General features: G+C 61.4%; 12 protein-coding genes and 2 pseudogenes. 7 read left to right on the top strand and 7 right to left on the bottom strand.

Annotated features, from left to right (window positions below):
- Positions 1-40: 40 nt before the first annotated feature.
- From NF4_RS35735 to NF4_RS35715, 5 genes and pseudogenes are all read right to left on the bottom strand, one after another.
- Positions 41-655 carry a hypothetical protein gene (locus tag NF4_RS35735; protein WP_157120797.1) on the bottom strand — a complete coding sequence of 205 codons (615 nt, stop codon included), beginning with the start codon at positions 653-655 and terminating at the stop codon, positions 41-43.
- A 50-nt stretch (positions 656-705) separates the two neighbouring features.
- Positions 706-1446 carry a hypothetical protein gene (locus tag NF4_RS35730; RefSeq protein WP_157120796.1) on the bottom strand — a complete coding sequence of 247 codons (741 nt, stop codon included), beginning with the start codon at positions 1444-1446 and terminating at the stop codon, positions 706-708.
- Positions 1447-1505: 59 nt separating this feature from the next.
- Entirely contained in the window at positions 1506-1835 is a 330-nt protein-coding gene (locus NF4_RS35725; RefSeq protein WP_063131813.1) for a hypothetical protein, read from the bottom strand.
- A complete protein-coding gene (locus NF4_RS35720) occupies positions 1835-2422 on the bottom strand; it encodes a hypothetical protein (protein WP_157120795.1) in 588 nt (195 codons plus the stop codon). The genes NF4_RS35725 and NF4_RS35720 overlap by 1 nt, the downstream gene beginning before the upstream one ends.
- 442 nt (positions 2423-2864) lie before the next feature.
- A pseudogene (locus tag NF4_RS35715) lies at positions 2865-3158 on the bottom strand (integrase core domain-containing protein); the annotation flags it as partial.
- Between the two features lie 675 nt (positions 3159-3833).
- Between NF4_RS35715 and NF4_RS35710 the strand changes: the two are divergent.
- The 6 genes from NF4_RS35710 (at position 3834) to NF4_RS35690 (ending at position 11914) form a co-directional block, all read left to right on the top strand.
- Positions 3834-4133, top strand: coding sequence for a hypothetical protein (locus NF4_RS35710; RefSeq protein ID WP_157120794.1), 300 nt, complete (start codon positions 3834-3836; stop codon positions 4131-4133).
- 557 nt (positions 4134-4690) lie between these two features.
- Positions 4691-5443, top strand: a complete 753-nt coding sequence (locus tag NF4_RS37365) for a transcriptional regulator (RefSeq protein WP_232330809.1) — start codon at positions 4691-4693, stop codon at positions 5441-5443.
- Positions 5444-6540: 1097 nt separating this feature from the next.
- Positions 6541-7353, top strand: a complete 813-nt coding sequence (locus NF4_RS35705; RefSeq protein WP_157120792.1) for an aKG-HExxH-type peptide beta-hydroxylase — start codon at positions 6541-6543, stop codon at positions 7351-7353.
- Positions 7350-8438 carry a hypothetical protein gene (locus tag NF4_RS35700; protein ID WP_157120791.1) on the top strand — a complete coding sequence of 363 codons (1089 nt, stop codon included), beginning with the start codon at positions 7350-7352 and terminating at the stop codon, positions 8436-8438. Before NF4_RS35705 ends, NF4_RS35700 begins: the two co-directional genes overlap by 4 nt.
- A 9-nt stretch (positions 8439-8447) precedes the next feature.
- Positions 8448-9686, top strand: coding sequence for an MFS transporter (locus NF4_RS35695; RefSeq protein ID WP_157120790.1), 1239 nt, complete (start codon positions 8448-8450; stop codon positions 9684-9686).
- Positions 9687-9847: 161 nt separating this feature from the next.
- Positions 9848-11914 carry a M3 family metallopeptidase gene (locus tag NF4_RS35690; RefSeq protein ID WP_063131807.1) on the top strand — a complete coding sequence of 689 codons (2067 nt, stop codon included), beginning with the start codon at positions 9848-9850 and terminating at the stop codon, positions 11912-11914.
- Between the two features lie 271 nt (positions 11915-12185).
- On the opposite strand, the gene NF4_RS40220 is transcribed toward NF4_RS35690, so the two are convergent.
- Together NF4_RS40220 and NF4_RS40215 are read right to left on the bottom strand one after the other, a co-directional pair.
- Positions 12186-12851 (bottom strand): hypothetical protein, encoded by a 666-nt coding sequence (locus NF4_RS40220; RefSeq protein WP_369690974.1) that lies wholly within the window; start codon positions 12849-12851, stop codon positions 12186-12188.
- A gap of 90 nt (positions 12852-12941) precedes the next feature.
- Positions 12942-13190, bottom strand: a pseudogene (locus NF4_RS40215) (recombinase family protein); the annotation flags it as partial.
- Positions 13191-13253: 63 nt separating this feature from the next.
- Here NF4_RS40215 and NF4_RS35680 point away from each other — a divergent pair.
- Positions 13254-13562: transposase (locus tag NF4_RS35680; RefSeq protein WP_063131805.1), on the top strand; the 309-nt coding region annotated here is incomplete at its 3' end.

Below are 13562 nucleotides of genomic sequence, written 5' to 3'. Positions count from 1 at the left end.
TGTCACCTGATCGTGCGGCAGCCCCCACCGGCACCGGGTATCAATTCAAAGTGAGCACGGCACCAAGGTCAGCAGCCAGCGCTTCCGCAATGGCACGAGCTCCCGGCTCCACTTCCGAACGTCCTGCCCGGGGGCCACTGATACCTTCCCGGTCGGACATGTTCGAGCCGAAAACGGCCACACTGACGTAAACGTTGCTTTTCCGGAAGGCGCTCAAAGCGGTGTCGTCCGGAGCACCCCAGGATTCGAAGGATTCGTCCCCGAGACCCGTTGTCACACTGCCCTTTGTATCGGCGAGAGCCCGATCGAAGTGCCGTTCCGTGGCCTCGACACCATCATCTCCCAGCCTCAGTGAGAACGACAGGGTGATGGTGCGGTGCAGGGGCGCCCCGGCCGACCAGGGTTGGATCTTCTGATACTCGGCTGTGCACACTTTGACAGGCCTTTCCGGCCTGGACAGTCCCGCGCTCTCATCTTCGAACTCGACCGTGTCGCTGAACAGGTCACCGGTGTAGGCGCGGATGGCGCCCATCGCCGGCTGGGCAACCTGAGCGCAGGAGTCGGTCAGCCCCCCGAACATCGGTTCCGCTCCGGCTTGCCCGGCTTCATCGGCACCGCAGCCCGTCACAGCCCCGAGGATCAACAGCGCACTCACCGTCGTCGTTCGGAGTCCGCGGGAACGATCCTGCATTCGCCACCGGAGATTCATCCCTCGACTCCATCCTGCTTCCAGCCGTCGTCCTGGTTGTCGTACTCGTGAGACTCGGTAGTAGGCCAGGCGCTCTTACCATCGGAGTTCGTCGGCAAGCCGGCAGGATTCTTGATCATGTTCTCGAGGTGCTTGGTCGCGAGATAGACCTTTGTTTCGTTCTCGACGAATCCGGTGATCGCCTCGACTATCAGTTCGACACCTGCCACGATAGCCGCGTTCATATTGTTCACGGTCCAGACCAAGGCGGCACCGCCGGTGGCGGCCGATTCACCCAGCGCCACGCCCACTTCGGCCACGATCGTTCCCAGCTTGTTCACGATCGTGGTGTAGAGGGCCCGGCCGTCCTCCGCGATGGCAACGAGTTCGTCGTGGATGGTGTTGCACAGGCCCTTGACGGCGTCGTTCGCCGCGAGCTGGGCGGTTCTCGACGCGGTATAGGCCTTGTATGCGCTACCGTCCCAGTTTCCATCCATATTGAATTCGACTCGGGTCATGCGGCCGGACACACCGCCGACCTGGGCGCCCAAGGCCTGCCATTGCGCCGCGTAGTCGACGAACAGCCAGGGCGCGAACATGCCCGCGACCGCCTGGTCCAGCTTGTCGAAGAGCTCCGTCAGCTTCTCCTGCATATCGTCACGCGTACCGGTGAGCAGCAGATATGCCCCGAAGCTTACCACCCGAAGCTTGTCGAACTCATCGTTGATTCGATCCGGCAGCTTCTTCACCTCACCCACCTTCTCGGTGAACAAGTCCCGGAGTTCAGCCAGTTTCTCCTGAGTCAGGTCATCACTCATCAGATCTGAAAGCCCATCTCACCGGCGACCTGATTAAACGCTTGCTGGTTCGCCTGCTCCTGCAGGCCGAAGCTCACAACAGTGGCGTGCAGTGCGTTTCCGACCTGCTCAGCTGAGATGGCGCCCTCGTTCAGCCGATCCTGGATGAAGGCAGCAGCTTGGCTGTACGCCTCCCATGCACCGATGAACAGGGGACCGAATTCCACCGCGGTGAACTTGAGATCTTCGACCGCACCAGCAGCTTTCCTCAGTTCCGGGGCAGCCTCGTCCAGCCATCCCTTGGACACCTTTTCGAGAAGATCCAGGTCTGCTTTCAGTTCACGAGGCATCAGCTTCCGCTCTCCAGTAGATACTTTTCGTGCCGCACCACGCGAGCTGCCAGCTCACGATCGGACTCCTGATCGAGGAAGATGTCCTTCACGATCTCCGGCTTCCTCGCCCTGATCTGCGCACAGCAATCGACGATGTCTTGCGCGATGTATTTCTCATCGGTGCGGGCCGCCCAGTCCGGATCCACGGTGACCGAGATCAACTTCGAACGAGTGGCCACCACCGTGAGCCCTGGTTCGTCGTACTGGTTGTATCCCGGGCCGTGCACGGTATGCGATTGCTGAGTGAACAACCCGTTGTACAGCTCGACATACTCCTCATAGGTGCGAGCCCGCAGCAGGAGCGGGGTCACCTCACGGAGGGTGGGAATTGTCGCGGGCGGAATCGTGCCGGACTCGACCAGACGAGCGGCAAGCTCCTGAACTGCATAGTCGTAAGCGTCCATGATCGACTGTCCATACTGGGCCGGGGCGAAGCTGTCCTTCCACGCACGCTTCAACGTGATTGCTGTCGGCAATCGGTCCAGCCCGCATTCGACGTCCACGAGGGTCGACTGCCGGGTGACCGGTTCGGGACCGGCGGGCACTTCGTCGTGTCCCCACCGAGAATCGCTACGGGGTGCCCACGGGTCGTAACCCTCATCGTCGTCATCTCCGTACAAGGAATGTCTCGATCCCAAGCTATTACCCTCTCCGAATATGTCTCGAACACGCGACATCGCCGTCGCCGGGAAAGGTGAACAGAGTCGCCTCAGATTTCGGGTATGCGGAAAAGGCAGCGTGCCGTTTGGCGCCAACTCCCACGAAAACCGTGCCCCCTCATAGCCGTGCCGAACACTCAACCAAGCGTCCGGGAATCTCAACGTATATCGGCGACAGTTCGCCACGCAACACAATCCACGGCTGTCTTCACCGAACAGCTCCACCCCGTGGTCGAAAGTCGCACTGGCAGCCGAGTTCAGCCCTCGAAGAAACGAATGACACACCGAATACAGACGGGACTGCTGCAGGATCAGGTGACAGTTTCGGTCACGTGGCCTGACTGGCCGGTGGGGTCATGATTGTCTCGTATTCGATCGGGGTCAAGCGGCCGAGGCCGGTCTGCCGCCGGCGGCGGTGGTAGGTCCGTTCGATCCAGGTCACGATCGCGATCCGTAGTTCTTCGCGAGTGCGCCAGCAACGGCGGTCGAGGACGTTCTTCTGCAGCAGGGCGAAGAAGCTCTCCATGGCGGCGTTGTCACCAGCCGAGGCGACCCGGCCCATGGAGCCGACCAGGTCGTGTCTTGCCAAGGCGCGCAGGAACTTCCGGCTTCGAAATTGAGCAGGTTCAACCGGTGGAAGCAACACCCGAGGTCAGGAGGGTGTTGTGGGAAGACCATCGGATTGGGTTCGGGAGGTTACGGGTCGAGCTCCGATGCGGTCGCCGGGGCATCCCGGGCATCAGCGAGTGATCGAGCATGCGTACTGCGACGAGATCGCCCGAGGGGATCTACCGACGGAATGCGCTGTTGCGGTTGGTGTCTCACCGGTCGCCGGGACTCGATGGTTCCGTGGTGCTGGCGGGATGTCGCCGTATTCGTGGAGCCCTCCGGCGCTGCCGGAACTCCGGCGGGTGTGCTGCAGGCTCCAGACTCCTCTCGGAGGCGAGTATCTCGCCTCACCGTTGGTGTCCGGAAGACCGGGGCAACCTCAGGGCGCCGGTAGCGAGGTTCAGTGTCGACCCTTCCTATGCGGGCGGCCCGGGCGTATATCCACATCATCGGTGATCACGATGACCGTCAGCGCTTCCGAACACCCGGTGACCGTACCGGAACTCGTCACGAGCCCCGAGACCGCAGGGTCTCCGGGATCGGTGACCCGCCAGTCCACTTGGGTCGTGGTCTCACGGCGAGGCCGCAGCAGGAAACTGGGAGTCTGCTGATCGGATCGGCGATCGGGTGGTTTCCGCTGTCGGTCCCCGCCGTCCTGCCCGCGTTCGGTTGGGAGTCCGGTATGAGCATGGCGGAGGAATTCTTCAGCGGCCTCTACGCCGAGACCAACCCAACCGCACCGGTATCCGGCAGTCCCGTCGGCGAGTTCGCGTTCCCCGAAACCTTCCACGAGCACCTGCCTGCCGACCTCCACTGTTCGGTGACCGCAATGGACAATCGGGGTCGGCTCGCCGCGCGCGCCACCGTCCGGCATCTGAACTGGCCGCCAGGACAGACGGTGTCGATGACTTTGCGGCAGTGTGTGATCGTGATCCGTCGCGCTGCGGGACCACCGCCAAAACCGGACGTAGACCGTTTTTCGCAATGAGTTCTACCGGCTTCTTCCTGTCTGGTCGATTGCGCGTCATCGAGTTACTTCGCCACCGCCCTCAAATGTGATGTATATCACTGGTGGAACCGGTTGTGAATGTGCCACGTCCAACCAACAACAGGGAAGCAAGTGGCGACCGTGATTGATATGACTGCGGTAGTGATCGCTCACGCGCTGCGTGCTGTACGTATGTGATCTGGCGATAGCTTCGATGATCGAGAATCTGGTCGGGGGATGTTGTGACAGGTAGGGAAGTCTCACGGGAGGCGATGGCGGCTATCGAAGCCGAGACGGCGGGTTCTTCAAGCGACCCGACAGTGGGAGGGGGTATCGATTCAACGGGCAATGTCATGGTGCCGGCGGCGGAATCGGGACCGGCCGGTAGACCGCACGACCCGCGGGAGGTGCTGTCAAGAGCGCCAGTTGAACAGATTCGGATAGAACTTATTTCGGTTGGGTCTTCTCTGCGGAGTCGCCAAAAAATCGATCCCGACCATGTCCGAGTGCTCGCCGAAGTTGGGAAACTACCGGCCATTACGGTGCACCGTGCGACCATGAAGATTATCGATGGTGCGCACCGATACCGGGCGGCGCTCGCGATGGGACGGGAGTCGATTGCGGTTAGGTTTTTCGAGGGCGCAGAGAGCGAGGCTTTTGTGCTCTCAGTGTACGCCAATGTCACTCACGGGCTGCCCTTGACGCTCGCCGAACGTAAGTCGGCTGCCCGTAGGATGCTGAAGCTGCACCCGCAGTGGTCGGACCGTCGGATAGCGGCGACGGTGGGACTATCCCATAAGACTGTCGGCAAGGAGCGATGTCGTTCAACCGGGGAAGACTCCCAGTCGAACGGGAGGGTGGGACGAGACGGCAGGACTCGGCGCAAAGATGTGTCAGAAGGCCGCAAACATGCTGCCGAACTGCTCAAACGTACGCCGACTGTGTCGCTGCGGGAGATATCTCGACAAACAGGCATTTCGGTCGGCACGGCCAAGGACGTCCGCGACCGGCTCGATGGACTCATCGAGCCGGAATCCCGAGGAACACCAACTCACCGGAGCGGGAACTCCGGGAGGCCGGTCCAGCAGACGATCCTTGGTCGGCTGAGCAGCGATCCTTCGTTGAAATTCAATGAACACGGTAGACACCTGTTGCGCAGGCTGAGCGGGTGGGCAGTGGACAGCGATAGTTGGGCAAACATGACAACCGTTGTTCCAGAGCACTGCAGGGAAGCGCTGGCCATTTTCGCGCGGGAAAATGCAATTGCTTGGCAAGGATATGCCGAAGAGTTGGAAAGGCGGCTGCAATGATGGTCGTGTGTGATGAATACATATTGCACGAGATTCGGGTAATTATTCCTGCGGGATTCATTCGAGGAAACCGGCCAGCAGTGCGTTAATTTCTCTGCGCGGGGGAATGTCGGTGAGGGGCACTCGGCGCCGCCTACGGATCGCCGAGTCGCCGCCGCACGCATCCGCTCAGCATTGCGAAGTGGTCGGTTCGATCGATCGCGTCGGTAGTCGGGCTGTCTCGTCACGCGTCAGGAAGGGCCCGGTGTTGTTCAGAGGGGGAAATTTCCGATCGAACACCCGGATGGGGCGAGAGGGCTGACCCGCGCTATCGCGGCAGAGGGGCGATAGCGGACAGTGGGTTCATCTCGAGCGACCGGGCTCCTTCCGGGTAACCGCCTGGGTCGCCGGTGTTTCTGTCGGCATTGTCCACGGCATGTGGCCACGAGCAAGGTGAGGTGGACCGGTTCCAGTACATACACGGGCATCCAACGCCGGCAGTGAAGAAGCGCATGGCAGGTGACGGGCGCGTTTGTCTGTCGGCAGCCGAAATCTCAGTGCGGCGATCGAGGGTCTACGGACCGATCCTTAGTTGTGGCTCATCGAGTCAGGTCGTGCCTTGTTGCGGAGATCGGCATCGCGGCTGGCAAACAAGGAGTGGATGGCATTGGAAAGGTGTACCCGAGCCGAAGACTCGAAAAGGTCACAGCCAAATCGTGGCTCTCTGCCCGTCTGCAAAGTGTTCAGTCCGACGCCATTGACGCCCATGGGTGGCCTGGATAACCTCGAAATCGCTTGTGCCGCTGGGGTATGAGAATCACCAATCGGAGAGGATTTGGAAATGAGTAGCTCTACTCGGGCCCTCGAGAAGCGTCCGGTGCTCGACATCGCAGATTTCATCAGCGTGATCCCGGATGAAGAGCTTCGTGAAGCGTCGGACCGGGGGAAGGCTCTGGTAGGTTCCGTGAACCCGATGCGCATGGTCGCTTTCGACTAATCAGTAGATAGGCCAGAGTGCGGATAGGAACCCCGAAATGCTTAACCTGTATGGATATCAAGAAGTAATTACTTCGGTCTATAAATTCTCGTATAGCGAGAATGTAGGTCAGGTGACTAATTTGGAGACCCTGAAGGGGCAGTACGCGAGGTTCCTGTCCGTGCGCTCATCCTTCCCGGTCAACCAAAACCCCGATCCGTTCATTCACTCCGGAAAGGTCGAGAATATTCTTGCGAGCGCCTACAACGGGAAGGCCGACATCGATGATATGGATCAGTACAAGATAGTCGGCGAGTCATACGCGGATTCGGACAGGGAGCGAAGGATCGAGAGGTTGGGGTCCGCGCTGACGCGGACACTGGCGCTCGACGAACAACTGGACGCGGTCTTCCGGCTTGTCGTTCACTCGATCTTCGTCAAGAGGACCAATGAGGTAACCGGCGACGGATCCCGTGCGATACGGGCCTACGGCGGATCTTCCAGCAATGCGATCGGCACGATCTGGATCTCGACCGGTCAAACAGTGACCGACCTCGACCTCGCCGAACTGTTCATCCATGAACTGACCCATCATCTGCTGTTCATCGATGAGTACAGCCACCATCATTTCAACTATGATTTGATCTCGGAGCCTTCGAACTTCGCCTTGTCCGCGATCCGGGGCACCATGAGACCTCTCGACAAGGTGGTCCATAGCATTGTGGTCTCGGCGGAATTGCTGGCTGCCAGGAAGGCGTACTTGCATCGGATTGCCGAAGATCAAACAGTGCATCCTGCCGATCACCAGCTCTGTACCGACGCTCTCACATCTATCGACAGCGTTTGGCGGTTGACGAATCTTTCCGATCTCCTGACTCCGCGAGCTGTCGATCTCGTGGCTCGCGCGGAAAGTTCACTGCAATCGATTGACTTGGCGACGGTGGCCGAAGCATGAAAACTGTCGATTCATCAATGCAGAGCTTGGCCAATGTCGCCGATGCCATCTCCGAAGAATGGCGAGGGTTCGATCGCGATATCGAGGTTTTCCCTGCGATCGTCGCTCGCCATACTGCCCAACTCGACCTCACTCCATTCAATACGTTGGCCAAGCAGCAGCAGCTACTGTTCGATTCCGGCGTCCGTGAACTGCAGACGACATCCTCGTTCTCTGATGCTTACTTCAAGTTGTACGACGACGGATATCTCTGGGTGGAGGTATTGAATTGGTGGGGAAGTGATATCAATATCCATGATCACAACTTCTCTGGCGTCCAGTTCCAGCTGGATGGCAAATCCATCGATGTAAAATATAAGTACTCTGCCGATGTCGCGGTCGATGGGCTCGAATTCGGAGGCATAGCCCCGGGTGCGGTGAAGTTGTGGGAACCGGGTTCTATGTCGGTCGTGCTTCCCGGCGATGCCGAACCGCATATCGTTTACCACCTCGACGAGCCCACCGTCAGCTTACTGATCCGCACGCACCCGCGGCCGGAATACTCGACTCAGCACAATTATTTCCCCCCAGGGTGCCGTGCCGACTACACAGTAGTCGATAACGGATTCCGCACCAATTTGAAAATACTGCGGTTGTTGGATCGTGCTCAGCCGGATGATTTTCGTGAGTGCTTCATCAGGGCGATTTCGCGACAAGACGCAAACGAAAATATGCTCACCTTCGCTAAGCTGATGGATATTCTGTTCCGAGAACGGAACGCGGATCTAATCCAAATTTTTCTGGATCGCGGGGGTTCTGCGTCATGGGAAATACTTGATGCAGCGCGCCGCTATCATGCGAGCAATTACATCTCGGAAACCCTCCGTAAATCGCCCACAGTCGGTACGCGCGAAGCGATTGCTCTGACGGTACTGGCCTCCGCACCGAACGCGGAAGCACTCGACGGGTTGATGATTCAGGTCGAGGATCATCTCGAGGGGACCGACGTCCGAGCGGCGACGCGGAAGGCCCTGACTGGACTCTCGAAGGCTCACACCGCTGAGGTCGAGCGAGTGTCCAGAATTCTAGACGTTGAACTGATCTGAGGAGCGGGCGTGCTGCAAGGAAGATTCGGCCGACTGTTGGCGATGGCGGGTATCACCAATCTGGTGGACGGTGGTGCTCGGATCTACCTGCCGCTGCTTGCCATCGCATGGGAGGCCAGTCAGGCCGCGGTCGCTTGGATCTTCTTCGCAGCACTGCTCCCGTGGGCGGTTGGCAGCCTATTCGCCGGGGCGGTGATCGACCGCAGGGATCGTTTCGCGATTCTGCGCGCCGTAAATCTGACGCGAGCCGCCGGTCTCGGAATCGCCGCGGCGGCCGCCTTCCTGTTTCCCGGTCAACTGGCGGTGTTGCTGGGACTGGCGGTCGTGATCGGCACCGTCGATATGGTCGGCGACATCTGCGCACAGAGTTTGGTGGCCGATCTTGTCGAGGAACCAGCACGCACGGCTGCCTACGGGAAGATGGCGTCGGTGCAAACCGTCCTCGGGGTGCTGGCCGCCCCGGCGATCGGCGGTCTGCTCGTCGCGGCGCCGGCATGGCTGGCGCTGTCCACGCTGGGCATCGTGAGTTCGGTCGCAGTGTTTCTCGCTAAGGGCCATGCGGTGCCTGGGGCGGGGCCGGCGCGAGAGCATCGGTCCAGTTCGATCCTGACCGACACCGGGATCGGGTTGAAGACTATCCTTCACAGCTCCTGGCTGGGGCGCACCGCCGCAGCGGTTGGCGTGATGAACCTGGCGTCGTCCGCGACGATGGCAGTCCTGGTCGTATACACGAGCCGGTCACTGGGCGCATCGGCCGCCGAGACCGGAATGCTGTTGTCCGCGATCGGTGTCGGTTCCAGCGTCGGCAGCCTGACCGCTGCGCGTCTGTCCGCGAGTCTCGGATTCCGGGCTGCGGTCATGATCGGTGCACTGGGCATCGCCTTGGGCCTGGTCTCGCCCGTCATCGGGACGAGCATGATCCAGCTGGGAATCGTGTCCGTGCTCGGTAGCCTGCTCGCACCGCTGTTCGGCGTAAACCTGATCTCGATGCGCCAGCGCATGATCACCCCGGATCTGGCCGGCCGGGTGAATGCGTCCTTCCAGCTCCTCGGAATCGGCGCCGCACCGCTGGGCGCACTGATTGCCGGCGCCGTGTCTGCGGTCGTGACGGACAAGGCGGTGTTCACGGCGTGTGCAAGCCTTGCGATTGCAGCTCTTGTGGTGTGCCGGCCGTGGTCTGTGGGCTTGCTCCCGAGGCTGGCCACCCAAGACCAGGGTGACCACCGGGTACGGGAAGTACCGAGTTGAATCGGTGGGCGCAGGTATCGATCCGGCTCGCCAGGTTCATATCGTTAGCAGATCCCGGGCGCCCGACCTGAACTCCTGGACATCACCACATCACAACGCCCGCGACAGTTCCCGTCACCATGGCAGGCGACAGCTCCGGCGCGGCAGAATAGGTTTCCATCATGACGAGCAATCCGTTCTTCGCCCGGAGCCCGCTTGCGTACGAGCTCCCGGAATTCGCAAAGATCGGTGACGAGCACTACCTGCCCGCGTTCGAACGGGGGATGGCCGAGCAACTGGCCGAGATCCAGGCCATCACCTCGGAGGTGGCGGCACCCACCTTCGACAACGTCATCGTGGCATTGGAGCGTTCGGGTGCGCTGCTGAAACGGGTGTCGAATGTCTTCGGCAATATCGCGAGCTCGGATTCCAGTGCGCAGTCCGACGCGATCGAGGCCGAGATCTCGCCGCGGCTCGCCGCTCATCGGGATGCTATCGATCTCGATCCTGGGCTTTTCGGCCGGATCGAAACGCTGTACGAGCGTCGCGATGAACTCGGTCTGGACAAGGATCAGCTGCGACTGCTCGAGCTGTACCACCTCCGATTCGTCCGAGCCGGAGCCGGTCTGGATTCCGGACAGCAGGACCGGCTACGTGCGATCAACATCGAACTCGCCGCATCGGAAACGGAATTCGGTCAGGCGAACACAGCAGTCCGCAACGCGGCGACGCTGGTCCTGGACGATATCTCGGAACTGGCGGGACTGGACTCGCAGGCACTAGCTGCCGCGGCGGAGAACGCCCGTTCGCTCGGGCATCCCGGAAAGTGGGCGCTGAGCCTGCAGAATGTCTCGAATCAACCCGTTCTCGCCGCACTGACCGACCGGGAGGTGCGGCGCCGAGTGATGGCGGCATCGCTGGAGCGTGGGTTCGGTGCCGATGGTGCCAACAGCGCCCTGGCAGCACGGATCGCTTCGCTGCGCGCCGAACGGGCGGCGTTGCTCGGTTATCCGGACCATGCCGCGTACGCGGTGGCGGATCAGACCGCGGGAACCGTATCGGCGGTCGAGGATATGTTCGACCGGCTGGTTCCACCCGCTGTCGCGAAGGCACGGTGCGAGGCCGGCGAACTCGAGGCGGCGATGCGGGCCGCCACGGGCGAGGATGCCGAACTGTGCTCGTGGGATTGGCAGTTCTGGTCGGAAACTGTACGAGCCGAACGGTTTTCGTTAGACGCAGAGGTACTGCGTCCCTACTTCGAGTTGGAACGCGTGCTATGGGACGGGGTGTTCTACGCCGCGGAGCAGGTCTACGGGATCACCGTCCGGGAGCGCGGCGATCTGATCGGTTACCACCCGGAAGCCCGCGTTTTCGAGGTGTTCGACGTCGGCGGCGAACCACTCGGGCTCTTCCTCGGTGACTTCTTCACCCGCCCGTCGAAACGGGGCGGTGCCTGGATGAACGAATTGGTCGGTCAATCCACGCTGCTGGGCCAGAAGCCGGTCGTGGTGAACAATCTCAACATCTCGAAACCCGCCGAGGGCGAGGCGGCCCTGCTGACCTGGGACAACGTCAGGACCTTGTTCCATGAGTTCGGCCATGCCCTGCACGGGCTGTTCTCGGAGGTGCGTTACCCGTTCTTCTCCGGTACCGAGGTGCCGCGCGATTTCGTCGAGTTCCCGTCGCAGGTGAACGAGATGTGGATGTCGCGGCCGGAAATCCTGGCCAACTACGCCCGGCACTTCGAAACCGGTGAACCGATGCCGACCGAACTGGTCGAGCACATAGCCGCCACCGAAAGTTTCGGCGAGGGCTTCCGCACTGTCGAATATCTTGCCGCGGCACTCCTGGACTGGGCATGGCATCGTATCCCGGCTGCCGACCCGCGGCCCGGGGTTCTCGACCCGGACAGCGCCTATGCCGAAGCTTTCGAGGAGGCGGCGCTCCGGAAAGCGGGAATCGCCGTCACCGCGATTCCACCTCGCTACCGCACCGGATATTTCGCGCATATCTTCTCGGGTGGCTACGACGCCGGCTACTACTCGTATATCTGGAGCGAGGTGCTCGATGCCGACACCGCGCGATGGTTCACCGACGGCGACGTACCGATCCAGGAGAAGGGTCGGCTCTTCCGCCGCGAACTGCTGTCCCGCGGCGGCTCGGTGGACCCACTCGAAGCCTTCGAAGCATTCCGCGGCCGAGCTCCCGAGATCGAACCCCTACTGATCCGGAGGAGGCTGACCGTTTGATTTTGGCAGTCACTCAATCGGGAAATCGTCCAATCCAGGCGGCAACGCTCGGTAAGAATCCCAACCTCGAGTACGAGCAGCAGCTATAGACGGACACCTGAACGCGAGCCCCTCCGAAGATCCCTGCAGCACCGCCCAGCGGTCACCCGACGCTGAGTGGCGCCTTCAGTTCTGTCCGGCGCGGCTCAGCGGCTCCGAGATGGCCCCGAGCAGGGAAGGCGTGCCATGGAGGAGGTTCCGCCTCCGCTGGTGCTGGGTGTGTATCTGTCTTCTATCTGATATGCAGGACATGTTTCCTGGTGAGTGCGTGGGCGTAGTGGTTGATTCCCCCTCCGGACACCAGTGCTAAACACAGCGTCGGCCCCGACCACCGCCAGGTGATCCCGGGGCCGATAACGTATGTCCAGGTGCAGGGCCTGGTAGAGGCTGATCTTCTGGCTGGGGGCGCCTGCTGTGAGGACTGCGCGGATGTCGCCGAGTGAGTCGATGAGTTTCCGAATCTCTGTTTCGGTGAGCTTGCGTATGGCGGGCAGGTTGGCCAGTTCTGCTTGGGCGGCGGCTTTGTCTGCTTGCGCGCTGCGGTGACCAGCGCTTGGGGGTCGATTCCTGCTTCGATTGCGGCGAGGTGTCGGTCGAGGCGGGCTTGAGCGTCGCTGACTCGTTGGCGAAGTAGTGCGCGTTGGGTGTCGTGATCGCCACTGTCTTGGGAGTGGAGCAAGGTGGCTACGGTGTGGTCGCGGTGGCGGGGGTCGAAGATGCCTGACAGCCATCGGTTGATGGCGTTGGTGAGGGGGTCTTCGCGCAGGTTCACCGTTGGTGGGTGTTTGGCGAGTGCGGGGCTTCCTGGTGCGAGGGTGCTGGCTCGGCATCGGTAGTAGATGGAATCGCGGATGGCGGCGGCTTGCATTTTGCGGCCGCAGGCGTCGCAGCGGATCAATCCGCGGAGGAGGTACTCGCGGGTTGTCGATGTGCGGGTTCGGTCGAGGCGGCTGCGTGCGCGGTTGCTGGTTCCGGCTCGTCGGCGGCGCAGGAGTTGTGCTTCGGTGAATCGTTCGACCGACACGATCGCTGGATGTGCGGGTTTTTTGGAGCGGATGATGATGCGGTGAGTGGGGGAGCGGCGGAAGCGGGTGATGTGGCCGGCGGCGACGTCGTCGGGGTCGAGGAGTTCTTCGTGTTTGTGCCAGCGGCCGAAGATGGCGTAGCCGGTGTAGCGGGGGTTTTGCAGGATCGCGGCGACGGTGGGTGCCTGCCAGCCGTCCTGGCTGCGGTGTGAGGCTCCCCCCGGGTAGTGGACACCGAGTTAGCAGGATCGTTTGTCCTGCGGAAGGATGTCCCTGTGTCTCGGAAACGTCGGTCGTTCACGACCGAGTACAAGGTCGAGGCTGCTCATCGGGTGATCGATTCCGGTCGCACGGTCGCCGAGGTCTCGAGAGAGCTCGGCGTGCACGAGAGTCTGCTGGGCCGGTGGGTCGCCGATGAACGCCGTCGCATGGAAGCGGCTGCGGTGCATCGGGAACAGCCGTTGTCCGGTGCGGAGCGGGCGGAGTTGCTGCGGTTGCGCAAGCAGGTCGCTGAGCAGGACAAAGACATCGCGTTCCTGAAAAAAGCTTCGGCGTACTTTGCCGCGATGCAGCAGAACCGGCCC

Origin of the sequence: Nocardia fusca NBRC 14340, from assembly GCF_001618425.1 — a bacterium.
GTDB lineage: Bacteria > Actinomycetota > Actinomycetes > Mycobacteriales > Mycobacteriaceae > Nocardia > Nocardia fusca.
This window is presented reverse-complemented; position numbering and strand designations above follow the sequence as displayed.

Excerpts from the sequence above, each read along its gene's own strand:
- NF4_RS35725 (WP_063131813.1), bottom strand. The coding sequence starts at position 1,835 with ATGCCTCGTGAACTGAAAGCAGACCTGGATCTTCTCGAAAAGGTGTCC.
- NF4_RS35710 (WP_157120794.1), top strand. The coding sequence starts at position 3,834 with ATGGCGGAGGAATTCTTCAGCGGCCTCTACGCCGAGACCAACCCAACC.
- NF4_RS35700 (WP_157120791.1), top strand. The coding sequence starts at position 7,350 with ATGAAAACTGTCGATTCATCAATGCAGAGCTTGGCCAATGTCGCCGAT.
- NF4_RS35690 (WP_063131807.1), top strand. The coding sequence starts at position 9,848 with ATGACGAGCAATCCGTTCTTCGCCCGGAGCCCGCTTGCGTACGAGCTC.
- NF4_RS37365 (WP_232330809.1), top strand. The coding sequence starts at position 4,691 with ATGAAGATTATCGATGGTGCGCACCGATACCGGGCGGCGCTCGCGATG.